General features: G+C 66.0%; 19 protein-coding genes. 4 read left to right on the forward strand and 15 right to left on the reverse strand.

The annotated features are described in order from the left end of the window. Positions 1-3: 3 nt before the first annotated feature. The 13 genes from gap to HNO81_RS06570 all read right to left on the reverse strand — a co-directional run bounded on the left by gap (position 4) and on the right by HNO81_RS06570 (position 16,359). A complete protein-coding gene (gene gap, locus HNO81_RS06510; protein ID WP_175317329.1) occupies positions 4-1,014 on the reverse strand; it encodes a type I glyceraldehyde-3-phosphate dehydrogenase in 1,011 nt (336 codons plus the stop codon). A gap of 259 nt (positions 1,015-1,273) precedes the next feature. Beyond that, positions 1,274-1,900 carry a superoxide dismutase gene (locus HNO81_RS06515; RefSeq protein WP_159632062.1) on the reverse strand — a complete coding sequence of 209 codons (627 nt, stop codon included), beginning with the start codon at positions 1,898-1,900 and terminating at the stop codon, positions 1,274-1,276. A gap of 102 nt (positions 1,901-2,002) precedes the next feature. Next, on the reverse strand, positions 2,003-2,983 hold the full coding sequence (gene whiA / locus HNO81_RS06520) for a DNA-binding protein WhiA (RefSeq protein WP_043454785.1): 981 nt from the start codon (positions 2,981-2,983) through the stop codon (positions 2,003-2,005). Between the two features lie 9 nt (positions 2,984-2,992). After that, positions 2,993-4,012 (reverse strand): uridine diphosphate-N-acetylglucosamine-binding protein YvcK, encoded by a 1,020-nt coding sequence (gene yvcK / locus HNO81_RS06525; protein ID WP_175317330.1) that lies wholly within the window; start codon positions 4,010-4,012, stop codon positions 2,993-2,995. Next, a complete protein-coding gene (gene rapZ / locus HNO81_RS06530) occupies positions 4,012-4,935 on the reverse strand; it encodes an RNase adapter RapZ (RefSeq protein ID WP_175317331.1) in 924 nt (307 codons plus the stop codon). Before rapZ ends, yvcK begins: the two co-directional genes overlap by 1 nt. A 67-nt stretch (positions 4,936-5,002) precedes the next feature. Next, positions 5,003-7,003, reverse strand: a complete 2,001-nt coding sequence (uvrC, locus tag HNO81_RS06535; protein WP_175317332.1) for an excinuclease ABC subunit UvrC — start codon at positions 7,001-7,003, stop codon at positions 5,003-5,005. 87 nt (positions 7,004-7,090) lie between these two features. Beyond that, on the reverse strand, positions 7,091-7,759 hold the full coding sequence (locus HNO81_RS06540) for a 1-acyl-sn-glycerol-3-phosphate acyltransferase (RefSeq protein ID WP_175317333.1): 669 nt from the start codon (positions 7,757-7,759) through the stop codon (positions 7,091-7,093). Beyond that, complete coding sequence (locus tag HNO81_RS06545; RefSeq protein WP_175317334.1) at positions 7,746-8,462, reverse strand: HAD hydrolase-like protein; 717 nt, start codon at positions 8,460-8,462, stop codon at positions 7,746-7,748. The genes HNO81_RS06540 and HNO81_RS06545 overlap by 14 nt, the downstream gene beginning before the upstream one ends. Positions 8,463-8,541: 79 nt before the next feature. After that, on the reverse strand, positions 8,542-11,466 hold the full coding sequence (uvrA, locus tag HNO81_RS06550) for an excinuclease ABC subunit UvrA (protein ID WP_175317335.1): 2,925 nt from the start codon (positions 11,464-11,466) through the stop codon (positions 8,542-8,544). Positions 11,467-11,513: 47 nt separating this feature from the next. After that, positions 11,514-11,894 carry a GntR family transcriptional regulator gene (locus HNO81_RS06555; protein WP_175317336.1) on the reverse strand — a complete coding sequence of 127 codons (381 nt, stop codon included), beginning with the start codon at positions 11,892-11,894 and terminating at the stop codon, positions 11,514-11,516. After that, positions 11,891-13,609 carry an ABC transporter ATP-binding protein gene (locus tag HNO81_RS06560; protein WP_217509187.1) on the reverse strand — a complete coding sequence of 573 codons (1,719 nt, stop codon included), beginning with the start codon at positions 13,607-13,609 and terminating at the stop codon, positions 11,891-11,893. Before HNO81_RS06560 ends, HNO81_RS06555 begins: the two co-directional genes overlap by 4 nt. 89 nt (positions 13,610-13,698) lie before the next feature. Beyond that, positions 13,699-15,441, reverse strand: a complete 1,743-nt coding sequence (locus tag HNO81_RS06565) for an ABC transporter ATP-binding protein (RefSeq protein WP_175317338.1) — start codon at positions 15,439-15,441, stop codon at positions 13,699-13,701. 117 nt (positions 15,442-15,558) lie between these two features. Then, positions 15,559-16,359 carry a trans-aconitate 2-methyltransferase gene (locus HNO81_RS06570; RefSeq protein WP_175317339.1) on the reverse strand — a complete coding sequence of 267 codons (801 nt, stop codon included), beginning with the start codon at positions 16,357-16,359 and terminating at the stop codon, positions 15,559-15,561. Positions 16,360-16,456: 97 nt separating this feature from the next. On the opposite strand from HNO81_RS06570, the gene HNO81_RS06575 reads away from it, so the two are divergent. The 3 genes from HNO81_RS06575 (at position 16,457) to HNO81_RS06585 (ending at position 20,935) form a co-directional block, all read left to right on the forward strand. Then, entirely contained in the window at positions 16,457-18,997 is a 2,541-nt protein-coding gene (locus tag HNO81_RS06575; protein WP_175317340.1) for an RNA helicase, read from the forward strand. Positions 18,998-19,080: 83 nt separating this feature from the next. Next, positions 19,081-19,596, forward strand: a complete 516-nt coding sequence (locus HNO81_RS06580; protein ID WP_175317341.1) for a GNAT family N-acetyltransferase — start codon at positions 19,081-19,083, stop codon at positions 19,594-19,596. A 64-nt stretch (positions 19,597-19,660) separates the two neighbouring features. Then, complete coding sequence (locus HNO81_RS06585) at positions 19,661-20,935, forward strand: alpha/beta fold hydrolase (protein WP_175317430.1); 1,275 nt, start codon at positions 19,661-19,663, stop codon at positions 20,933-20,935. Here HNO81_RS06585 and HNO81_RS06590 read toward each other — a convergent pair. After that, positions 20,921-22,258, reverse strand: coding sequence for an MFS transporter (locus HNO81_RS06590; protein ID WP_175317342.1), 1,338 nt, complete (start codon positions 22,256-22,258; stop codon positions 20,921-20,923). The two genes, HNO81_RS06585 and HNO81_RS06590, sit on opposite strands and share 15 nt — an antisense overlap. Positions 22,259-22,402: 144 nt before the next feature. Continuing rightward, positions 22,403-23,431 carry a TerC family protein gene (locus HNO81_RS06595; RefSeq protein ID WP_175317343.1) on the reverse strand — a complete coding sequence of 343 codons (1,029 nt, stop codon included), beginning with the start codon at positions 23,429-23,431 and terminating at the stop codon, positions 22,403-22,405. A gap of 331 nt (positions 23,432-23,762) precedes the next feature. Between HNO81_RS06595 and HNO81_RS06600 the strand changes: the two genes are divergently transcribed. Then, a complete protein-coding gene (locus tag HNO81_RS06600; RefSeq protein ID WP_175317344.1) occupies positions 23,763-25,082 on the forward strand; it encodes an ABC transporter substrate-binding protein in 1,320 nt (439 codons plus the stop codon). Positions 25,083-25,157 lie beyond the last annotated feature (75 nt).

A 25,157-nucleotide genomic window follows, 5' to 3' on the forward strand; every position in this document is an offset into this window, starting at 1 on the left:
ACCCTAGCCCAGCTTGGCTGCCACGAGCTCCGTGAGGTCGACGAGGCGGTTGGAGTAGCCCCATTCGTTGTCATACCAGGAAACGACCTTGACCTGGTTGCCGATGACCTTGGTCAGGCCGGCGTCGAAGATTGAGGATGCGGGATCGCCGACGATGTCCGAGGAAACGATGGGCTCTTCGGTGTAGGTCAGGAAGCCCTGCAGTTCATCGGACTCGGAAGCGCGCTTGAGTGCTGCGTTGACTTCCTCGACGGTGGTTTCGCGGGAGACGGTGACGGTCAGGTCCGTGGCGGAGCCGGTGGGGACGGGAACGCGGATGGCGTAGCCGTCCAGCTTGCCCTTGAGCTCCGGCAGGACCAGGCCGATGGCCTTGGCAGCACCGGTGGAGGTGGGAACCATGTTGATGGCGGCGGCGCGGGCACGGCGCAGGTCCTTGTGCGGGCCGTCCTGGAGGTTCTGGTCAGCCGTGTAGGCGTGCACGGTGGTCATGAGGCCGCGTTCGATGCCGAACTCGTCATTGACCACCTTGGCCAGCGGGCCCAGGCAGTTGGTGGTGCAGGAAGCGTTGGAAATGATGTTGTGCTTCGCGTTGTCGTAGAGGTTGTGGTTCACACCCATCACGATGGTGATGTCCTCATCGGACGCGGGAGCGGAGATCAGGACCTTCTTGGCGCCGGCATGGATGTGCTTCTGCGCGTCGGCTGCCTTGGTGAAGAAACCGGTGGACTCGATAACGATGTCAACACCCAGTTCGCCCCAGGGGAGGTTGGCGGGATCGCGCTCTGCCAGGACCTTCACCACGTTGCCGTTGACGACGATGTTGCCGTCCTTGACCTCGATGGTTTCCTTCAACCGGCCGCCGACGGAGTCGTACTTGAAGAGGTGGGCCAGCGCTTCGGGGCTGGTGAGGTCGTTGACGGCAACGATCTCCAGGTCTGCGCCCTGCGCAAGCGCTGCGCGGAAGTAGTTGCGGCCAATGCGGCCAAAGCCGTTGATACCAATACGGGTCGTCACTTTTACAGTCTCCTTGGTGCTTAGAAAAGCACTACTAGTTGAGCGGGCGTTCAAGCCAACTAACAGATCCCGCACGCCATTGGGCAGAGATGATTAACACGGAGGGCGACCAGCCTCATTGCTGAAGGCTAACCGCCTTCCGTGACCTATCTTACGTTTAACTTGGTCCGCCCCCGCAAGTGCGGGGACGGACCGTCCACATCGCGGCCGGTTTAAGTCCGAATGTGAAGTTTGTTACAGCCATGCATGGCGCAGCTCACTACGGCAGGGTGATGAGACCCGTGGCGTTGGTGCGTGCTGCCTCGAAGCGCTGGGCGACGTCGGCCCAGTTGACGATGTTCCAGAACGCCTTGACGTAGTCGGCCTTGACGTTGACGTAGTCCAGGTAGAAGGCGTGCTCCCACATGTCCAGCATCAGCAGCGGGGTGGTGCCCAGCGCGACGTTGCCCTGCTGGTCGTAAAGCTGCTCGATGACCAGGTTCCCGCCAATGGGTTCGTAGGCCAGGAAACCCCAGCCCGAGCCCTGCAGGCCGAGGGCCGCGGCGGAGAACTGGGCCCGGAATGCGTCGAAGGAGCCGAAGGCGTCATCGATCGCGGCGGCCAGTTCGCCCTCGGGCTTGTCGCCGCCGTCCGGGGAGAGGTTCTTCCAGAACACCGAGTGGTTGATGTGGCCGCCGGTGTGGAACGCAAGGTCCTTCGAGAGACGGTTGATGTTGGCGAAGTCGCCCTTTTCCCGTGCTTCGGCCAGCTGGGCCAGGGCATTGTTGGCCCCTGCCACGTAGGTGGCGTGGTGCTTGCTGTGGTGCAGCTCCATGATCCGCGCAGAAATGTGCGGTTCGAGGGCGGCGTAATCGTAGCTGAGTTCCGGCAATACGTACTCGGTCACAAAATCCTCCAATATCGTGGACCTGGAAGGCCCGGTTGGTAACTCTTGGATTGTGCATCCGGGCATCTGGTGCCCGGAATTATTTCTGATTCTATGGGGCGCCTATTCGTCCAGCATTTCAGGCGTCACATTGGCGTCCGTTCCAGGAATGCCCAGGTCAAGTGCGCGTTTGTCCGCCATGGCCAGCAGGCGGCGGATCCGGCCGGCAATCGCATCCTTGGTCATCACGGGGTCCGCAAGGCGGCCCAGCTCGTCAAGGCTGGCCTGTTTGTGCGCCACCCGCAGTTCGCCTGCGTATTTCAGGTGGTCCGGGACGTCGTCGCCCAGGATTTCCAGGGCGCGTTCCACGCGGGCGCCGGCCGCCACGGCTGCCTGGGCGGAGCGGCGCAGGTTGGCGTCGTCGAAGTTGGCGAGGCGGTTTGCGGTGGCCCTGACTTCCTTCCGCATCCGGCGCTCCTCCCACACCATCAGCGCGTCATGGGCGCCCATGCGCGTCAGGAGCGCGGCGATGGTGTCGCCGTCACGGATGACCACGCGGTCCACTCCCCTGACCTCGCGTGCCTTGGCCTGGATGTCCAGCCGGCGGGCAGCGCCCACCAGGGCCAGGGCCGATTCCGGTCCCGGGCAGGTGACTTCCAGGGAGGACGAGCGGCCGGGTTCGGTCAGCGAACCGTGCGCCAGGAACGCCCCGCGCCATACGGCTTCGGCGTCGGCGGCCGAACCATTGACGACGGCGGACGGCAGGCCGCGCACGGGGCGGCCACGTCCGTCCAGCAGGCCGGTTTGGCGGGCCAGGGCCTCGCCGTCGCGGACCACGCGGACCACATAGCGGCTGGCGCGCCGCAGCCCGCCGGCGGAAACCACGATGATTTCGCTCTGGTGTCCGTAGACCTCGGCGATGGCGGCGCGGAGCCGGCGCGCAGTGGACGCCAGGTCCACTTCCGCCTCGATGACGATCCTGCCGGAAATAATGTGCAGTCCCCCGGCGAACCGGAGCATTGCGGAGACTTCAGCCTTGCGCACTGATGACTTCTTGATGTCCAGACGGGACAGTTCTTCCTTGACCGATGCTGTCAGTGCCATGGCACCTTCCTAACTGTTCCCAAAAATGTCCTGGTACGCCGTGGCCAGCCGGAGCGGCTCATGGACGGGGCGGCGTCCCGACGCCCCTACTTTACCCAAGACCACCTCTGCCCCGATCATGCCGGCGGCCTTCTCGAACTCCTCGCGGTCCGGTACGGATGCGGGGTCCGCCAGGACCACGTCCACGCTGAAGTCCGGAGCGTAGCGCCGGAGGACGTGGAGATGGTCGGCCGCCGTCATGCCGCTGGTCTCCTTGGTGTCAGTGGCGAGGTTCATGGTCAGGCACCGTTTGGCGGGCGTGCTGCACAGCGCCTGCCGCATCTCGGGCAGCAGCAGGTGCGGCAGGACGGACGTGTACCAGGAGCCGGGGCCCAGGATGACCCAGTCGGCGAGTTCGATGGCGGTCAACGCTTCCGTGCAGGCGGGTGCCGACTCCGGGAGCAGGCGGACGTTCTCCAGAGATCCCGCCACGGCGCAGCGGGCCTGCCCGTGGACCGTCTGCAGCACCGATGTCCCATCCGGCGCCGTCACCCGGACGTCGCCTTCAATGGTCAGCGGGACCGTGGACATGGGCAGGACCTGGCCGCGGGCACCCAGCAGTGCACCGGCCCACTTGAGCCCTGCGACGGCGTCGCCCAGCAGCTCCCACAGCGTGACGATCAACAGATTGCCCATGGCATGTTCGTCCAGGGACCCGCCGGGGCCCTTTCCGGCCCGGAACCGGTGCTGCATGACGTCGCGCCACGTGCGTCCCCAGTCGGTGTCGTCGCAGAGCGCAGACAGCGCCATGCGGAGGTCCCCCGGCGGGAGGACGCCGTACTCCTCGCGCAGGCGCCCGGACGATCCGCCGTCGTCCGCCACCGTGACGACGGCGGTGAGTTCGGAGGTGAGCAGGCGCAGTGCGGACAGCGAGGCCGACAGGCCGTGGCCGCCGCCCAGGGCAACGACGTTGGGGCCCTTGTCCTGCTGGACCGAGCCCTTGCCAGCGGCCGGCGGCACCAGGGGCAGGGCTCCGGTGAAGAGCGCCATTACTCGCGGCCCAGGTCCCGGTGCGCGGTGGTCACCGTGACCCGCGGATACTGGGCCAGTTTCTTGGACAGTTCCACGGCCACGGCAACAGAGCGGTGCTTCCCGCCCGTGCAGCCCACGGCGATGGTGGCATAGTGCTTGTTCTCCCTGCGGTACCCCTCTAGGACCGGCTCCAAGGCAAGGACGTAGCGGTCCACGAAGGTCTTGACGCCCTCGGCCTCCAGCACGTAGTCGCTGACGTCCTTGTCCAGGCCGGTCTGCGGGCGCAACTGCGGCACCCAGTGCGGGTTGGGAATGAACCTGACATCGGCCACGTAGTTGGCATCGACGGGCAGCCCGTATTTGAAGCCGAAGCTCATGACGTTCAGCCGCAGTGCCACGGGACCGGTTTCGCTGAAGAGTTCAGTGATGGCGGTCGCCAGGCCATGGACGTTGTAGTTGGACGTGTCGAGGACGACGTCGGAGCTGTCGCGCAGCTCCTGCAGCAGCTCGCGTTCGGCGGCAATCCCGTTGAGGATGCGGCCACCGCCCTGCAGGGGGTGCGGGCGGCGGCCCTGCTCGAACCGCCGGACCAGAACGTTGTCGCTGGCGTCGAGGAACAGGACGCGGAAGGTCACGCCGCTGGCGGCGAGTGCCCCCAGGGCTGCGCGGATATCCGCGAAGAGGCCCTTGCTGCGGACGTCGATCACCACGGCCAGCCGGGGAATCGATTGCGGGGCGTGTGACACGAGTTCCGCGAGCGTGCCCAGCATCTGCGGCGGAAGGTTCTCCACGACATACCAGCCGTGGTCCTCCAGCGCGTCCGCGGCGGTGCTTCGTCCGGCGCCGGACATTCCGGTGACCACCAGCAGCTCCGCTTCGAGCGGCTTAACGGGTTCCAGCCCGTCGTGGCCTGCTCCGGATCCCGCCGTCGTGTCTGCCATGAAGCCTGCCCCGTTTCCTCGTCGTCCCACGGGCCGCCGCGCTGGCATTGCCCGTCCTTTACCCTAGCTAAGATTCAATAATTTCGCCGGTGGCCATGTTGATCGCCGGCACCGTGGCAGGCTCGGCTCCGTCCGCTGCGAAGTGGTTCACGATGGCGCCGGCCAGGGCCGGTCCGATGCCTTTTGCCTCCGCGAGCTCTTCCACCGTGGCGGCCTTGACCCCCTTGACGGAGCCAAAGTGCGCCAGCAGGGCTTTGCGCTTGGACGCACCCAGGCCGGGCACGGCGTCAAGTGCCGATACGGTCATGGCCTTGCCGCGCTTCTGGCGGTGGAAGGTGATGGCGAAGCGGTGGGCCTCGTCGCGGATCCGCTGAAGAAGGTACAGCCCCTGCGAGGTGCGGGGAAGGACCACCGGGAAGTCGCTGTCGGGAAGCCAGACTTCCTCCAGCCGTTTGGCCAGTCCCACCACGTAGACGTCGTCAATGCCCAGATCCTGGAGTGCGCGCGCGGCTGCATTCACCTGCGGCTGGCCACCGTCCACCACCACCAGGTTGGGCGGGTAGGCGAACTTGGCCTTCGGCGCCGGCGTGGTGGTATCCAGCGCGGCGTCTCCCGGGGCCGTGTCCGGTCCGCCGGGTTCCAGCACGGATTCGTCCACCTGCGCCGACTTGTCCTGGAGGTAGTGGCGGAACCGGCGCGTCAGGACGTCGTGCATGGCGGCGGTGTCATCTGCGGCTGCGGCGCCGGTGATGGAGAACTTGCGGTAGTCGGACTTCTTCGGCAGCCCGTCTTCCACCACCACCATGGAGGCCACCACGTTGGTGCCCTGGACGTGCGAGACGTCGAAGCACTCGATCCGCAGCAGCGGCACGGGGAGGTCCAGGGCTTCCTGCAGCTCCTGCAGGGCCTGGGACCTGACGGTGATATCCCCGGCCCGGCGCGTCTTGTGGAGCCTCAGTGCGTGTTCGGCGTTTTCACGCACGGTGGACATCAGTGCCGCTTTGTCCCCGCGCTGGGGTACGCGGATGTCCACCTTGGCGCCGCGGATCCCGCCCAGCCACTTGGCCAGGTCTTCGGTGTTGCTGGGCTCCACAGGTACCAGGACTTCCCTCGGCAGGCGGCCGTGCGTGTCGCCGTCCTCGCCGTAGACCTGCTGGAGCAGGTGCTCCACCAGGTCCGGGGTGGTGAAGTCCTCCACCTTTTCCACCACCCAGCCCCGCTGGCCGCGGATCCTGCCGCCCCGGACGTGGAACACCTGGACGGCCGCCTCCAGTTCATCCTCGTGCAGGGCGAAGACGTCAGCATCGGTGTCCTCGGCCAGCACCACGGCATTGCGTTCGAACACCTTCCGCAGCGCGGTGATGTCATCCCGCAGCCGGGCGGCGTGCTCGTAGTCGAGCTTTGCCACGGCATCGCCCATCTGCTTCTCCAGCTTGGTGATGAACCGTTTGGCTTCCCCGCCCATGAAGGCGCAGAAATCGTCAGCGAGGGCCTGGTGGTCTTCCGGCGAGATCCGTCCCACACAGGGCGCGGAACACTTGTCGATATATCCCAGCAGGCAGGGCCGGCCGCTGGCTTGGGCCCGTTTGAAGACGCCGGCGCTGCAGCTCCGTACGGGGAAGACCCGCAGCAGGGTGTCCATGGTTTCCCGGATGGCACCGGCCGTGTACGGTCCGAAGTAGCGGGTGCCTTTCCGCTTGTCCCCGCGCATGACCTGCACCCGGGGGTACTTCTCGCTCATGGTCACGGCAAGGTAGGGATACGTCTTGTCATCCCGGAACACCACGTTGAAGCGCGGCTTGAATTCCTTGATCCACGTGTATTCCAGCTGCAGCGACTCCAGTTCGCTGCCCACCACGGTCCACTCGACGCTGCTGGCGGCGTGGACCATCGCATAGGTTTTGGGCAGCAGCCCCGCAGGGTTGGCGAAGTAGGAGTTCAGCCGGGACCGGAGGCTTTTCGCTTTGCCTACGTAGATGACCCGGCCGTGCGGATCACGGAACCGGTAGACGCCAGGGTTGGTGGGGATTTCACCGGTTTTTGGCCGGTAACTTGCTGGATTTGCCACCTATCAAGTCTACTGAGTCGGGCCGGGCCTCCTTGCCATCCCGCGGTACCGGCCCGGCCGGACCCCCAAGGGGCCGCGGTGTGCGGCCTACTCGGCGGACTTGCTCTGGTTGTAGCTGGCGGAGCGTTCCTGGCCGCTGAGTCCGGCGATCGCGTCCATGATCCGGTCCGTCACCTCGCGGCGCGCCGGCAGCGAGTGGTCCGGCCCCGTCTTGTCGAAGTACAGCGGCTCCCCCACCTTCATGGTGAAGTGCTGCGGCCTGACCCCTTTTTCGCCGGCACGCTGAAGCTTTTCGGTCCCGATCAGGCCAACAGGAATCACGGGCGCACCCGTGGTGAGCGCCAGCCAGCCGACGCCGGTGCGGCCGCGGTAGAGAATGCCATCCCTGGAGCGGGTGCCCTCGGGGTAGATCCCGATGCCACGCCCGGCTTCGAGGATGTCCAGCAGGGTCTTCAGCGCCTGCACACTTGCGGCCTGCTCGCCCCGCTCCACCGGAATGGAGCCCACGGATTCGAAGAACGCCTTCATGACCTTGCCCTTGACGCCACCGGTGGTGAAGTACTCGGCCTTGGCGAAGAAGGCCACCGGCCGCGGCATCAGGGCCTGGACGATGACGCTGTCGAAGAAGGACAGGTGGTTGGGCGCCACGATGAAGGGGCCATCAGAGGGGACGTTTTCAAGTCCGACGACGGTAGGCCGGCAGGTGCCGGCGACCAGGTTGCGGGTGGTCCAGCGGACGGCATCAAACATTTCCATCGTTGCTCACCCCGCTCATGGCCGCGGCATGGACTGCCTGCAGCCGTTCGATGACTGCCACCAGTTCCTGGCCCGTGCTGACGACGGCCACGGATCCGGCCTCTTCCAGCTCCCCGTCCGGGGCAAATCCCCAGACGACGCCGATGCAGTCCAGTCCGTTGGCGATGGCCCCGGTCACGTCCTGGGCGCGGTCGCCCACCATGATGGCGTGCTGCGTATCGAGGTCCCGCAATGCGGCGGCGATGATCTCGGTTTTGCCCAGCGCAGCACCGTCCGTTTGGGTTTCGTCGTCCGCAGAGCCGTGGATGCCGTGGAAGAAGCCGTCGATGCCGTGGTGCGCCAGGACTTTGTGCGCCAGGCGCTGGGGCTTCTGGGTTGCCACCGCTACGGGCCTGCCGGCAGCTGCAAAGGATTCCAGGATGTCGCGGATCCCCGGGTACAGCCTGCTTTGGGCTATTCCCGTGGAGACGTAATGCTCACGGTAACGGTGGACCACCTCTTCGAGGCGCCCGGCCGGCACATTGGCCACGTTGAGCAGGGAATCGCTGAGCTTGGGCCCAATCATGGAATCGAGCAGGTCCTGGCCGGGAACCGGGAGCCCCAGCCCGCGGAGGGCTGAGGCGATCCCTTCAGTAATTCCACCTGCCGGATCGACAAGAGTGCCGTCCAGGTCAAAGATCACGGGCACTGTTGTTGAAGTCACCGGGTTAGTTTCTCACGACAGCAGTAATGCCTGAAACTCGCATTCCCGCGGGGGAATACTTCGGTGCGGTCCGGAGCGGTCAGCCGAGTATTTCGGCCAGGAACTTCCCGGTGTGGCTGGTGGCGGACTTGGCCACCTGCTCCGGCGTTCCGGCCGCGACGATCTGGCCGCCGCCGGAACCTCCGTCCGGCCCGAGGTCCACCAGCCAGTCTGCGCTCTTGATGACATCGAGGTTGTGTTCGATGGTGATGACCGTGTTGCCCTTGTCCACCAGCCCCTGCAGGACCATGAGCAGCTTCCGGATGTCTTCGAAGTGCAGACCCGTGGTGGGCTCGTCGAGGACGTAAATGCTGCGGCCGTTGGATCGCTTCTGCAGTTCCGCCGCGAGCTTGACGCGCTGTGCCTCGCCGCCCGAGAGGGTAGTGGCCGGCTGGCCCAGGCGGACATAGCCCAGTCCCACGTCCACCAGCGTGTTCAGGTGCCGTGCGATGGGTGAAAACGCTGCGAAGAACTCAGCGCCCTCCTCAATGGGCATGTTGAGGACGTCGGCAATGGTCTTGCCCTTGTAGTGGACTTCCAGGGTTTCCCGGTTGTAGCGGGCTCCGTGGCAGACCTCGCACGGAACGTAGACGTCCGGCAGGAAATTCATCTCGATCTTCAGCGTGCCGTCTCCGGAGCATGCTTCGCAGCGGCCGCCCTTGACGTTGAAGGAGAAACGGCCGGGAAGGTAGCCGCGTACCTTGGCCTCTGTGGTCTCGGCGAAGAGCTTGCGGATGTTGTCGAAGACGCCCGTGTAGGTGGCCGGGTTGGAGCGCGGGGTACGGCCGATGGGGCTTTGGTCCACGTGGACCACCTTGTCCAGGTGCTCCAGGCCCTGGACCGTCTTGTGCCGGCCCGCCACCTGCTTGGCACCATTGAGCTTGTTCGCCAGGACTTTGTAAAGAATCTCGTTGACCAGGGTGGACTTGCCCGAGCCGCTCACGCCCGTCACGGCGGTGAAGAGGCCCAGCGGGAAGGCGGCATCGACGTTAACCAGGTTGTTCTCCCGGGCGCCCACCACCTTGATTTCACGTTTTTTGTCGTACTTGCGGCGTTTCTTGGGCACCTCGATGGCCTTGCGGCCGGACAGGTAGTCACCGGTCAGCGACTCCGTGTTGTCCAGCAGGTCCTTGTAGGTGCCCGAATGCACCACCTGGCCGCCGTGCTCGCCGGCGCCGGGGCCAATGTCCACGATCCAGTCGGCCACGTGGATGGTGTCCTCGTCGTGCTCGACGACGATCAGGGTGTTTCCCATGTCGCGCAGCCGGGTGAGGGTCTCGATCAGTCGGCGGTTGTCCCGCTGGTGCAGGCCGATGGAGGGTTCGTCCAGGACGTAGAGCACGCCCACCAGGCCGGAACCGATCTGGGTGGCGAGCCGGATGCGCTGCGCTTCGCCGCCGGAAAGGGTGGCAGAGGGACGCTCGAGGTTGAGGTATTCCAGGCCGACGTCCAGGAGAAAGGTCAGGCGTGCCTGGATCTCTTTGAGGACCTGGTGGGCGATCTGTGCTTCGCGTCCGGTCAGCACCAGGTTGTTCAGGAAGTCCGCGCAGTTCCGCATGGGCAGCGCTGCGACTTCGGCGATGGACTTGCCGTTGATCAGCACAGACAGGGATGCCGGATTGAGGCGGGCACCGTTGCAGGCGGGGCAGGGAACCTGCCGCATGTACTCCTCATAGCGGTCGCGGGCCCAGTCGGAATCGGTTTCGCCGTGCTTGCGGTGGACGTACTGGATGGCACCTTCGAAGCCGGTGCTGTACTTGCGTTCCCGGCCAAAGCGGTTGCGGTACTGCACCACCACCTTGTGGTCCTTGCCGTGCAGGATGGTCTGGCGCACATCCTTGCCCAGCTTCTCCCACGGAGTGGCCATGGAGAAGCCGACTTCCTTGGCCAGGCCCTCAAGGAGGCGGTTCCAGTACTCCGTGGTGGCGGTTCCCAGCGACCACGGCGCAATGGCTCCCTCCGAGAGGGACAGTTCAGGGTTGGGGACGATGAGTTCCTCGTCCACTTCCAGCCGGGTGCCGATTCCACTGCAGGCAGCGCAGGCGCCAAACGGGTTGTTGAACGAGAAGGAGCGGGGCTCGATCTCATCGATGGCGAGGGGGTGCTCGTTGGGGCAGGCAAGGTTCTCGGAGAAGGCCCGGATCCGCCCGGGCGCGTCCTCCTCAAGGTCCACGAACTCAGCCAGGACCCGGCCCTCGGACAGTCCGAGGGCAGTCTCGATGGAGTCCGTGAGGCGCTGGCTGATGCCTTCCTTGACCACCAGGCGGTCAACCACCACCTCGATGGTGTGCTTGAACTGCTTGCCCAGCTTGGGAGGATCGCTCAGCTGGACCAGGTTGCCGTCCACCCGTGCCCGCGAGTATCCCTTTGCGGTCAGTTCCTTGAAGAGGTCAACGAACTCGCCCTTGCGTCCGCGGACCACCGGCGCCAGGACCTGGAAGCGGGTGCCTTCGTCAAGTTCCAGGAGCTGGTCCACGATCTGCTGCGGGGTCTGCTTGGACACCGGCTCACCGCAGACGGGGCAGTGCGGCCTGCCCACGCGAGCCCACAGCAGGCGCATGTAGTCGTAGATTTCGGTGATGGTGCCCACCGTGGAGCGCGGGTTCTTGCTGGTGGACTTCTGGTCAATGGAAACCGCCGGGGAGAGGCCCTCGATGAAATCGACGTCGGGCTTGTCCACCTGGCCCAGGAACTGGCGCGCATAGGCGGAGAGCGATTCCACGTACCGCCGCTGGCCTTCCGCGAAGATGGTGTCGAATGCCAGGGATGACTTGCCGGAACCGGAGAGCCCGGTGAAGACGATCATGGCATCGCGCGGCAGGTCCAGGTCCACGTTGCGCAGGTTGTGCTCCCGCGCGCCCTTCACCACGAGGCGGGAGAGGTCCGGCCGCTGCGGAGAAGCCGCGGAGGGGACGGCGGCGGACGTGGAGGGGGCAGGGGTTTCTTCAGCTAAGGCTTTAGGCACCCCATAATGCTAATCGAAAACTTTTTCGAACACTGACGGTTCCGCCCTCAGGGAACATCGTAGGCGGCGGCCAGGAGCTTTACGGCCTCAGCAAAGCTGGCGCCTTGGGATTTGGCGACGGCGGCGTATGCGGCGGCGGCTTCGGACAGGCCCCCCAGCCGTTCATCCCGGGGCGAGACGACTGTTCCATTGCGTCCACGGGTGGCAACAATGCCGGCCGCTTCGAGCTCCTTGTAAGCCCGGGCCACGGTGTGCGGTGCCACGTCAATTTTCTCCGCGAGTGCCCGCACAGCCGGGAGCCTGGTGCCGGGCGCCAGCGAGCCGTTGTCCGCCAAATGGATGACCTGGAGCCGCAATTGTTCGAAGAGCGCAACACTGCTGGCCGGGTTGGGCCGCCATGAGCCGGGGAATTCCCCCGCGGTGCTCACAGGCCGCCCTCCAGTACCTCGGCCCGGCCGTCCCGTTCGGCGAACTGGGCGTTGTACAGCTTGGCGTAGTAACTGTTGGCGGCAAGCAGGGTTTCGTGTGTTCCCTGCTCGACGATGCGTCCGTGGTCCATGACGAGAATTAGATCAGCGTTCCGGATAGTGGACAAACGGTGGGCGATCATGAAGCTGGTCCGGCCGTGGCGGAGCCGCTGCATGGCCTGGCGGATCAGCAGTTCCGTCCGGGAATCCACGGAGCTGGTGGCTTCGTCCAGGACCAGGATGGCCCGCCCGGCAAGCTGGGCCCTGGCAATGGTGAGCAGTTGGCGCTGGCCCTGGCTGAGTGGCTCGCCTCCGTTTTCCAGCAGGGTGGCGTACCCATGGGGCAGGGACCTGATGAAGCGGTCCGCGCAGGTGGCCTCCGCAGCAGCAACGATTGCCGCATCCGGCGCCCCCGGCAGGCCGTAGGCAATGTTTTCTCTGATGCTCCCGTCGAAAAGCCACGAATCCTGCAGGACGACACCGAACTGGGCCCGGAGCTTGTCGCGGGGAATTGCGGCGATGTCCTGGCCGCCCAGGGTGATATGGCCCGACGAGGGTTCCAGGAAGCGCATGAGGAGGTTCACCACCGTGCTCTTGCCCGCACCGGTATGGCCGACGATGGCCACCGCCTGCCCCGGCTCCACGGCAAAGGTCAGGTTGCGGACGGCGGGGACGGCACCCGGGTAGCCGAACGTGACGTCGTGAAAGCCGATCCGGCCGGCGGCCGGGGCGGGGATGTCCTGCCCGCCCGGCTCCGGCGGGTCCTCACCGGCGTCCAGGAGCGCGAAGACCCTTGCTGCGGACGCGGCGCAGGACTGCATGACATTTAACAGTCCGCCGATTTGCCCCACCGGCTGGGTGAACAGCCGGCTGAACTGGATGAAGGCCTGGACTCCGCCGATGGTCATGGCCCCGGCGATGACCTGCAGGGCTCCCACCACCGCAACGGCGATGTAGTTCAGGTTGGACATCAGCACCATGAGCGGCTGGACTACCCCGGCTGAATACTGCGCCCTGGCGGCCGCCCGGGCCAGGCGGACGTTGCTGCGGGTGAAGATTTCCGCCGCCTGTTCCTGCCGGCCAAAGGCCTTGATGACTTCGTGGCCACTGATGAATTCCTCCACGTGGCTGTTCAGTTCGCCGGTTTCCTTCCACTGCCGGTCGAAATGCTCCTGGGACCGCTTGGCAACCAGGACGGTGATCAGCGTGGAGACAGGGACGGTGGCAATGGCGATCGCTGCGAGCAGGGGAGAAATCCACAGCATCATGGCCAGCGAGCCGCACAGCATCAGGACGGACACGATGAGCTGGGTCAGGACCTGGTTCAGGGCCTGGGCGATGTTGTCGATGTCGTTGGTGGCCCGGCTCAGCACGTCGCCGCGGGAACGCTCGCGAAAATACGTGGATGGCAGGCGGTGCAGCTTGTCCTCCACCGATCCGCGCAGGCCAAACATGAGCCCCTGCACGGCGCGGGACGTCAACGCGCCCTGGATCCAGTTGAACAGGGAAGCGAACACGTACATCGTGGCCACCGCCGCCAGGAGCACTCCGAGGCGCTGGTCCAAGGTGCCGCGGAGCACGCCCTCCACCACCTCATCGGTGGCATCACCCAGGTACTTTGGGGCTGCCACGTTCAGGACGGCGAAGGCACAGGTGGATCCCACGGCGCCCAGCATCTGCAGGCGGAAGGGCCGCAGCAGGCCAAGGAGCCTGCCGGCCGTGGGCCAGAACCGGTAGGCCGGTTCCCCGCCGTCCTGCCCTGCCGTCACAGGGTGCCACCCAGCGCCAGCTGGGAGTCGGCAATTTCGCGGTACGTGGCGGACGTTTCCAGCAACTCCCGGTGCGTGCCCTGGGCGACGAGGCGGCCGCCGTCGAGCACCAAAATGAGGTCCGCGTCCTCCACGGCCGAGATGCGCTCAGCCACCATGACAACCGTCGAGTCCGCGAGCGCCTGCCCCAGGGCCTGCCGCAGCCTGGTGTCAGTGTCGTAGTCCAGGGCGGAGAAACTGTCGTCGAACAAGTAGAGCGGCGCTCTCCGTAAGAGGGCCCTGGCGATGCACAGCCGCTGCCGCTGTCCGCCAGACAGGCTGGCCCCGCCCTGCCCCACGGGCGTGTCAAGCCCCAACGGGAGGTCTGCCATGAACCGCATGGTCTGCGCTGTCTCAAGGGCAGACCACAGTGCGGAGTCTGCAGCCCCGGGCGCAGCCATGCGCAGGTTGTCCGCGATAGTGCCGGTGAACAGGTGTGACTGCTGGGGCACGAGCGCCATGGCGGCCCGCAGCTGGTCCAGGGGCAGGTTCCGGATGTCGTGGGCGGCCAGGGTGATGCGGCCTTCCGTGGGGTCAATGAACCGCGGGATCAGGTTCAGCAACGTGGTCTTACCGCTGCCGGTGGCTCCCACGATGGCCGTGGTGGTACCGGGCAAAGCGGTAAAACTGATGTCCTGCAGCACGGGGGCTTCAGCCCCCGGATAGGAGAAGCCCACGCTGTGGAAGGTGAGGGCTGCCGGACCAGACAGGTCCGCCTGGGTCTGTGTTTGCCGGACGTCGGTGCTGACGGACGGTTCGGTGTCCAGGACCGCCTGGATGCGTTCGGCGCAGACGGCGGCCCGCGGTGCCGTCATCAGGACGTACATGGACATCATGATGGCCAGCAGGATCTGCATGATGTAGGCAATAAAGGCCGTTAGCGCCCCGAGGTTCATGAGTCCGGCCTGGATGCGGTGGCCGCCGAACCACACCACGGCCACGGAGCTTGCGTTGACCACCAGCATGATCACGGGCAGCATGGCGGCCACTACCAGCGCCGACCGGAGATTGTTGGCAGTGAGCCGGGCGTTGACGGCCGCGAAACGCTGCGTTTCATGGCCCTGCCGGACAAAGGCGCGGATCACGTCCACCCCGATGATCTGTTCCCGCAGGATGCCGCCGGAGCGGTCCAGCAGTTCCTGGCCGTCCCGGTAGAGCGGAATGAGCCGGCGGACGATCACGTACATGATCAGCAGCAGCAGGGGCACGATGACAATCACCACGACGGACAGCGCCACATCCTGCTGCACGGCGAGCACTATTCCACCAACCCCCATGGCGGGGCCCGCGAAGAGCATGGTGAAAACCAGCAGCGCAAACGCCTGGATCTGCTGGACATCGTTGGTGGCGCGGGTGGTGAGGCTTTGGGTTCCGAAGAGGGCAACATCCTGGGAGGACAGCGTCTGGATCCGGCCGAAGACCTCCGCCCGCAGCCGGCGCCCGATACCCATGGCGACGACGGCGCCAAGGTATCCGGCCGCGATGGCGGACGCTGCCTGCACCACCGCGATGGCGGCCATGAGCAGGCCGAGCCGCGTAATCACCTGGGGCTCCCCCGCCACGATCCCGTCATCGATGATGGCCGCGTTCACGGTGGGCAGCAACAGGTTTGTCCCCGCCTGCACCAGCTGCAGGACAATGATCGCCCACAGTTGCGCCCGCTTGCCGGCGAGCTGCCGCTTGAGAAGTCCGACCAGCAAAATACCCCCTGCAGTTGCCTACGGCCGAAGAGGGGCCAGCGGCTTGACCCCCGAAGCACAGAGGCAATTGTAAGCCAGATCACTTTCAGGTGTTGTCACGTCCCGTGACTGGGCGGTTTACACGCGTGCTGCACCCGGTGAGTGCTCTTTCCGGCCGACAGCGAAGATCCGCCGGAACGGGAAGACGGTGCCGTGCGCCCCCTGTGGGTAGGCCTCGCGCAGCGCAGCTGCGTATTCCGCTTCGAACTCTTGCGCATCGTCCCCGCCAAGGACGGCCACGACCGGCCGCAGGGCCGTGCCGCGGACCCACTCCAGCACGGCGTCGGGCCCCTGCAGGACCTGCTGGTAGGTGGTCTCCCAGGCGTCCGCCAGATAACCGGCGTCGAGCAGGATGCCCAGGTAGTCCGCCGGCTCCCCCACCGATTCGCCGCCCCGCAGGACGCCGTCCAGCTTGCCGGCCCACCGGCTGGACGCCGCGAGTTCCCGCATGAGGGAATGCGAGGGGGCGTTGAAGTTTCCCGGCACCTGCATGGCATACCAGGATCCCGGGCGGAGGGCGTCCAGCCACCGGCGCATCAGGTCCTGGTGTCCGGGCACCCATTGCAGGGCGGCGTTGGTCACCACGACGTCCGTCTCCGGGGCGGGCATCCAGGCGGCAATATCGGCCTGTTCGAAGGACAGGCCCGGAAAATCCTTTGCCAGCGGGGCGGCGCGCGCCAACATGTCGGTGGACGAGTCCAGCCCGACCACCCGGGCTTCCGTCCACCGGCCGGCGAGCGACGCCGTCAGGTTCCCGGGCCCGCAGCCCAGGTCCACAACCAGCGCCGGGCGCTCGGCCTGGATCCGGCCGGTGAGGTCGAAGAACGGCCTGTTCCGGTGGTCATCGAATTTGATGTACTTTGCGGGGTCCCATTTCATGATTTTCTCCAGGTTGTGCAACGTGGGGCGGCAAGGCGAAGCCTAGCCCGGCCGGACCGCCCGACCGGTCCGCAACGTGGCACTAAGGTTTAAGTCAATGAAACTCGTTGACCAGCTGAGCGATCTGTCCGCCCCCACTGCCGCCGCCGTCGACCCCGACGCCCTGTACACCCGGTTCGTGGAGTGGACCGAAAGCCGGGGCCTGTCCCTGTACCCGGCCCAGGACGAGGCCATCATGGAGCTGGCCACGGGAGCGAACGTCATCCTGGCCACACCCACGGGGTCCGGGAAGTCGCTGGTGGCCATCGCAGCGCATTTCCAGGCCATGGCGCAGGGCCGCCGCAGTTACTACACTGCTCCGATCAAAGCCTTGGTGTCCGAAAAGTTCTTCGCGCTCTGCGACATTTTCGGCGCGGAGAACGTCGGCATGATCACCGGGGATTCCGGGGTCAACCAGGATGCGCCCATCATCTGCTGCACCGCGGAAATCCTGGCCAACATCGCCCTGCGGGAGGGCGCCGCCGCTGACCTCGGCGCAGTGATCATGGACGAGTTCCATTTCTACTCCGACCCGCAGCGGGGCTGGGCCTGGCAGGTCCCGCTCCTGGAGCTCCCGCAGACGCAGTTCCTGCTGATGTCCGCCACCCTGGGTGACGTCACCCGGTTCGAGGAGGGCCTCACGACCCTGACGGGCCGGGCCACCACCACGGTCAGTTCTGCGGAGCGGCCCATTCCGCTGCATTACTACTACCACCAGACCCCGGTCCACGAGACGCTGGAGGAACTGCTCTCCACGAAGCAGGTGCCGGTCTACGTGGTGCATTTCAGCCAGCTGGAGGCGATAGACCGCGCCCAGAACCTCATGAGCATTAACGTGTGCACCCGGGAGGAAAAGGACAAGATCGCGGAGTTGATCGCCAACTTCCGGTTTGCCGCAGGGTTCGGCAAGACGCTGAACCGGCTGGTGCGGCACGGGATCGGTGTCCACCACGCCGGAATGCTGCCCAAGTACCGGAGACTCGTGGAACAGCTCGCCCAGGCCGGACTCCTCAAGGTGATCTGCGGGACGGACACGCTGGGGGTGGGAATCAACGTCCCCATCCGCACCGTGCTGCTCACCGCGCTGAGCAAGTACGACGGCGTCCGCACCCGGCTGCTGAACTCACGCGAGTTCCACCAGATCGCGGGCCGGGCCGGCCGGGCGGGCTACGACACCGCAGGGACGGTGGTGGTGCAGGCACCCGAGCACGTGATCGAAAACGTCAAGGCGATGGCGAAGGCCACGGCCAAGTTTGGCGACGACCAGAAGAAGCTGCGCCAGGTGGTGAAGAAGAAGCCGCCCGAAGGTTTCGTTTCCTGGGGTGAGCCCACGTTCAAGCGGCTGGTGGAGTCCGTCCCGGACCCGCTCACCTCCAGTTTCACGGTGACCCACGCCATGCTGATGAACCTGATGGAACGGCCCGGCGATCCCTTCGCAGCGGCCCGGCGGCTGCTCACGGAAAACCACGAGCCGCGTGCCAGCCAACTGCGGCTCATGAAGAGGGCCCTGGGCATTTACCGGGAGCTCCTCGCCGCGGAAGTCATCGAGCGGATCCCGCCGGAAGAGCAGGGGCCCGATGGCCGCACCGTCCGGCTGACGGTGCACCTGCAGCCCAACTTCGCCCTGAACCAGCCGCTCTCCCCCTTCGCGCTCGCCGCCCTGGAACTCCTCGACCCGGAGTCGCCGTCGTACGCCCTGGACGTGGTGTCCGTGATCGAGGCGACGCTGGAGAAACCCCGGCAGATCCTGTCCGCGCAGCAGAAGAAGGCCCGCGGCGAAGCGGTGGCGGCCATGAAGGCCGACGGCATCGACTATGACCAGCGCATGGCCATGCTGGACGAGGTCACCTACCCCCAGCCGCTGGCGGAGATCCTGGGCGAAGCGTTTGAGGTGTACCGGAAGGCTGCCCCATGGGTGGGCGACTTCGAACTGGCACCCAAGTCCGTGGTCCGCGACATGTACGAGCGGGCCATGAACTTTGGCGAGTTTGTCCAGTTCTACGGCCTGGCACGGTCCGAAGGCATCGTGCTGCGGTACCTGGCCGACGCCTTCAAGGCGCTCCGGCAAACTGTGCCCCAGGACATGCTCCGGGAGGACCTCGAAGACCTCGTGGCGTGGCTGGGTGAACTGGTGCGGCAGGTGGACTCCAGCCTGCTGGACGAGTGGGAGGAGCTGACGTCCGGTGCGGCGCCCACGCCCCACGACGCGCCGCCGCCTCCCCCGCCGTCGCTCACCGCCAACATCCGCGCGTTCCGGGTGATGGTCCGCAACGAGATGTTCCGCCGCGTGGAATTGTTCGCCGACGAAGACGCCACCGCGCTGGGAGAGCTCGACGCCGGGTCCGGCTGGAGTGCCGAGCGTTGGGAAGACGCCCTGGATGACTTCTTCGACGAACACGACGACATCGGGACGGGCCCTGACGCCCGCGGTCCGGGCCTGCTGATCATTACCGAGGAACGCGGGACCTGGAAGGTCCGCCAGATCTTTGACGATCCGGCCGGCAACCACGACTGGGGCATTTCGGCGGAAGTGGACCTGGCCGGTTCGGATGCCACCGGGACCGCCGTGGTCAAGGTCACGGACGTCAACCGCCTCTAGCGACGGCCGGCCCTGTGCGTGGCCACCTGCTGCCCCGTGCCTCGCCTCCCGATGCTCCGGCGGGCCGGCGGTAAGCTCGAACAATGAGTGTAATCCGCCCCGCAACCCGGCACGATGTCCCCGCCATTCTCCGCATGATTCATGAACTGGCCCATTACGAGAAGGAACCCGACGCCGTCCGGAACACCCCGGACATGCTGGAGCAGGTCCTCTTCGGAGACAACCCGCGGGTGTTCGCCATCATGGCGGAAAATGCCTCAGGCGACGTGCAGGGGTTCGCGCTGTGGTTCCTGAACTACTCCACGTGGGAAGGCGTGCACGGGATCTACCTCGAGGACCTGTACGTCAGCCCGGAGGCACGCGGTGAGGGGCACGGCAAGGCGCTGCTGCAGCACCTTGCCGGGATCGCCGTGGAGAACGGCTACGCCCGCGTGGAATGGAGCGTGCTGGACTGGAACGAGCCCTCCATCAATTTCTACCGCCGCCTGGGCGCCCGCCCCATGGACGGGTGGTCCACCTTCCGGCTCACCGGCGAGGAGCTGGACCGGTTTGGCAGCTCCGGCGCCCTCGACTCCGTAACCACCCCGGCCCGTGGCTGAGGTGCACCGGAGAGTGCCCCGCGCTGCGGGACATGAGGTCAGGGCCACGCACGACTTCCGCGGCATGCGGACGGTGGAGCACTACTTCACCGTTCCGCTGGACCATTCGGCGCCGACTGGCGGGTCAGCGGAAACGATCACGGTTTTCGCCCGCGAGTACGTCTCTGCGGCGCACAGCGAAGAGGCTGCCGCCCACCTTCCGTGGCTCCTCTTCCTGCAGGGCGGCCCGGGCGGCCGCGGCAACCGGTGGGGCTCCCTGGGCGGCTGGAGCAAGGCTGCTGCGCAGGAGTTCCGCATCCTGATGCTGGATCAGCGCGGCACCGGCCTCTCGACGCCGGTGGACCGCAGGACATTGCCCCTCCGCGGATCGGCTGCGGACCAGGCAGCTTACCTGGAGCACTTCCGGGCCGATTCGATCGTGGCCGATGCCGAGCTGATCCGCCGGGCCCTGGGTTCTCCTCCCTGGACCATCTACGGCCAAAGCTATGGCGGTTTCTGCGCCCTGACGTACCTGTCCTTCGCCCCGGAAGGGCTGCGCGAAGCCCTGATCACGGGCGGCCTGGCCCCCCTCACCGGCAGCGCGGACGACGTCTACAGGGCCACCTACCAACGCGTGGCGGCACGGAACGAAGAATACTTTGGCTGGTATCCGGAAGACCGGGAGATGGTGGAACGGATCGCCGGCCACCTGCGCCGCACCCCGGAGTTCCTGCCCGATGGCAGCCCGCTCACCGTGGGCCGGTTCCAGATGGCAGGCGCCTTCCTGGGCGGCAACACCCGGGTGGACAGCCTGCACCACCTGCTGGAAGACGCCTTCACGGACACCGCCGGGGGCGCCGGGCTCTCGGACCCCTTCCTCGAACAGCTTCACAGTGTGGTCTCCCGCCGGTCCAACCCGCTGTACGCCCTGATGCATGAATCCATCTACGGCCAGGAGCAGGCCACCAACTGGTCAGCCTGGCGGATGCTCGGCGAAAACCCGTGGTTCAGGCCCGACGCCGAACCCCTGCTGCTCACCGGCGAAATGGTGTACCCGTGGTACTTCGAGCAGGACCCGGCCCTCCAGCCGCTGCAGGAAGTGGCCGGCCTGCTGGCTGCCAAGCAGGACTGGACGCCGCTCTACGATCCCGAGATGCTGGCCGCAAACACAGTTCCCGTGGCAGCGGCGGTCTATTCGGACGACATCTACGTTGACCGGGAGCTGTCACTGAAGACGGCGGCAGCCGTCCAGGGGCTGCAGGTCTGGGAGACAGCGGACTTCCATCACGACGGAATCGCCGACGACGGCGAGAGGATCTTCGCCCGGCTGCTGGGCATGGCCCGCTCAGGCGGCCGCTGAGCGCCGGCGTGAGGCGCGGGTAACGACGGCTGCAGCCAGGACGGCCGCCCCCACCGTGCCGCCCGCCAGGTTCAGGCCAAGGTAGCCGGTAAAGCCCAGGACCAGCCCGGAAACGGCACCGCCTGCAGCGCCCGCGGCTCCCATCAGCATGTCCGAAACGCCCTGGACGGCCACCCGGGCGTCCTGGTCCACGCTCTCGGCCAGCAGGGTGGACCCGGAAATAGTGGCAGCGGACCACCCGAGGCCAAGGAAGACGAGTCCCGCCGCCACGGCGCCGGTGGAGGACTGGCCGAAGCCGGCCACGGCTGCCGCGGCAATCAGCAGCACGAACCCGAGAATGACGGTCTCGATCCTGCCTGCCCTGTCGGTCAGCCAGCCCATCACCGGGGACAGCGCGAACATGCCCGCGATGTGCAGCGAAATGGTGAACCCGATGATCACCAGGACATCACCCTGCGCGATATGGCCCCCATGCTGGCCCGGGCCTTCCACCAGGTGTTGCAGGTGCAGCGGGGTCATGGACATGATCCCCACCATGACCGCGTGCGCTGCGACGACGGCGGTGACCGCCAGCAGCGCCGTCCGGGAGCCCCGGATGGCCCGCAGCCCGCGGCCCAGCGACCCCCGGGTGGCGGGCGCCGCCGGCGCTGTCCGGGGACCTGGTTCCGGTGCGGCGCTGGTGGCCGCAGCCAGGCGCCGCGCCAGCAGCAGCGGGTCCGGGCGAAGACCGGCAAAGAGAAGCACGGCGGCGATAAAGAGGCCTGCCCCGGAGATGACGAACGGGCCGGCGATGGGCGGAAGGCCCAGCGCCGTTCCCACTGCCGTTCCGGGCTGGATCAGGTTGGGCCCGGCCACGGCACCGACCGTGACGGCCCAGACCACGGTGGACAGTGCCCTTCCGCGGTGTTCGGGCGAGGCAAGGTCCACCGCGGCAAACCGTGCCTGCAGGCTCGCTGCCGTACCAACGCCGATGCCGGCGGAGCCCAGGATTAGCAGGATGAAAAGGCCGGTGGCAACTGCGCCCACCATGAGGACCGCGCCTGCCAGGGCTGCCGACAGGCCGGCAACCTGGCCGGCCCTCCGGCCCCGCCGTTCGGCCAGCGATGCCAGCGGAAGTGCAGCAGCCGCGGCGCCAAGGGTCATCATCGTGGACACGGAGCCTGCCCAGGCACTGGAACCGGAAAGCTCCACGGCCAGGATGGAACCGATGGACACCGTTGATCCTGTTCCGAGTCCACCAAATACCTGGGCCACGCTCAGGAGCAATACGGTACGCCGCTGCACCTGGCGGGCACCCTGATCCATGACAAGTGGGCGGGCCATGCTCCGAGCATAGTCCTGCACCGGCACAGCCTGCAGGGGGCGGAAACCCGTCCGTGCAGCGGCGGCTTAAAGCATCAATCCCGGCCGCTCAGGCGGCCGGGATTGATGCTGGCGATTGCCCGGCGGAAGTGCGCCGGCGTCCGCTTACTCTGCGTCGCTGTGGCTCTTCCTGGCGTCCTCTTCGAGGCGCGGATCCACCGTGGCAGCCTGCGCCTTGGAGCTGAGCAGGCTGGCGACGACGGCGACAATGATGGTGCCGACAATGACGGCAAGCGACACGAAGGTGGGGATCTCGGGCGCCCATTCGATGTGCCGGCCACCGTTGATGAACGGCAGCTCGTTGACGTGCATGGCGTGAAGGACAAGCTTGACGCCGATGAACGCCAGGATGAAGGACAGGGCGTGCTTGAGGTAGATGAGCCGGTTCATCAGGCCACCCAGCAGGAAGTACAGCTGCCGCAGGCCCATCAGGGCAAACAGGTTGGCGGTAAAGACGATGAAGGGGCTCTGGGTCAGGCCGAAGATCGCGGGGATGGAGTCCACCGCGAACAGCAGGTCCGTGAGGCCGATGGTGATGAAGACGATCACCATGGGGGTGAAGACCTTCTTGCCGTTGACCACAGTGCGCAGCTTGCCGCCGTCGAACTTCTCCGACATCGGGACCACCTTGCGGATCCTCGCAATCAGCGGGTTCTCCCGGTCCTCTTCCTCCTCGCCCTCATCCTGCGCCTGCTTCCAGGCAGTCCACAGCAGGAACGCGCCGAAGATGTAGAACACCCAGCTGAACTGCTCAATGACGATCGCGCCCAGCAGGATGAAGATGCCGCGAAGGATAAGCGCGATGATGATGCCCACCATCAACACTTCCTGCTGGTATTTCCGCGGTACCGAGAACCGGGCCATGATGATGATGAAGACGAAGAGGTTGTCGATGCTGAGGCTGTACTCGGTCACCCAGCCCGCCACGAACTGGCTGCCGAATTCGGGCCCGGTGAAGGCGAACATGGCGCCGGCGAAGGCCAGGGCCAGGGTGACATAGAAGGCCACCCACAGACCGGCTTCCTTCATGGACGGCTCGTGCGGACGCCGCACCACCAGGAGGAGATCGATCAGGAGAATCAGGCCGAGGACGGCGAACGAGCCGACCTCAAACCACACGGGCAAATCGAGCACAGTGAAGCCTTTCGCAGGGTACACAAAAATGGTGTAAGTCTCTCCGGCCTGCCTGTGCACTTTGTGCTGATGCGGCGGCCCGCTACGCCCGGCGGGGCAGCTGTGCCCTGCGTGTTGACGATCGTAGCGCTTTGGGATACTCCCCTACGTGCCTATAACTGTACCCCACAGGTATCCGCAGCGACGGCGGCCCGTCCGGTCCAAGGCCGCCGGATAACGGTTTCCAAATACCCATTGACCTCCGGACTGCGCGGTTGAAATAATCTCCTGCAGTGAGAAAACGATTTCTCGCTTCAATCTGAAGGCCCATTCAGAAAGTCAAGGTTGGTCAATGAAGACTCCTCTTCGCACCGGCAGGGTGGCCAAGGCCCTCGCCGCGGCTTCCGCAGTGGCCATGCTCGCCTCCGGCTGCTCGTCCCCCTCGTCCGGCGACAGCGGCGGCAACGTCACTGTCCGCTTCACCTGGTGGGGCAACGACCTGCGCAACAAGCAGACGCAGCAGGTCATCGATGCCTTCCAGGCGTCGCACCCCAATATCAGGATCCAGGCCGAACCCGGCGTGTGGAGCAGCTACTGGGACAAACTGGCCACCACGACGGCCGCCAACGACTCCCCCGACGTCATCCAGATGGATCAGGCCTACATCGCCGAGTACGGCGGGCGCGGGGCCCTGCTGGACCTTTCGAAGCAGCAGAATATCGATACCGCCAAGATCGACCAGGATGCGCTCAAGTCCGGCCAGGTGGACGGCAAGCAGTACGGGCTGAGCACCGGCCAGAATGCCAAGGCCGTCATGATCAACACCAAAATGTTCCAGGACTATGGGGTGCCCATCCCGGACGACAAGACCTGGACCTGGGAGGATTTCACCAAGACAGCAGCCCAGATCGCCGCAGCCGCAACCAAGGCCGGCCAGACCAACTACGGCAGTTCCTACTCACTGACTGACTCCGACCTCAACACGTGGGCCATGCAGCACGGCGAGTCGCTGTACTCGGCTGATGGTGGCCTCGGCTTCAAGGAGGACACAGCCACCTCCTTCTTCCAGAACATCCTGAACCTGCGCAACCAGGGAGCGGCCCCTCCGGCCAACATCGCCACCGAGGACATCAGCGCCCCGGTGGAGCAGACCCTGTTCGCCACCGGTAAGACCGCCATGTCCTGGTGGTGGACCAACCAGGTCAACGCCCTCCAGTCAGCCCTGAAGACCGAGGTGAAAATCCTGCGGGCCCCCAGTTCCACCGGCAGCGCCAAGGACAACGGCATGTCGTACAAGCCGTCCATGTTCTGGTCCGTCTCCTCCCGCAGCAAGCACCCGAAGGAAGCCGCGGAGGTAGTCAATTACATGCTCAACAACCTGGATTCAGCCAAGACGATCCTGACCGAGCGTGGCTTCCCGACCAACTCGGACGTCCAGACGGCCATCGACCCGCTGCTGACGCCGGCGGACAAAGCCGCCGCGGCATTCCTGAAGGACATCAGGCCGGACCTGAAGGGCGTCCCGCCCGTTCCTCCCACCGGTTCGTCCGGGGTCCAGGCGCTGATCCAGCGCTACAGCACTGATGTGCTGTTCGACCGCAAGTCACCTGCTGATGCTGCCAAGGGCCTGATGCAGGAAGCCAAGAGCATGATCGACTCAGCCAGGAAGTAGCACCACAGAACCGTATCAGGACCAGGCGGCGGACACCTCCCGGCAGGGGGATGTCCGCCGCTTTCCTGTTCCTGC

The organism is Pseudarthrobacter sp. C4D7 (assembly GCF_013359725.1).
Lineage (GTDB): Bacteria > Actinomycetota > Actinomycetes > Actinomycetales > Micrococcaceae > Arthrobacter.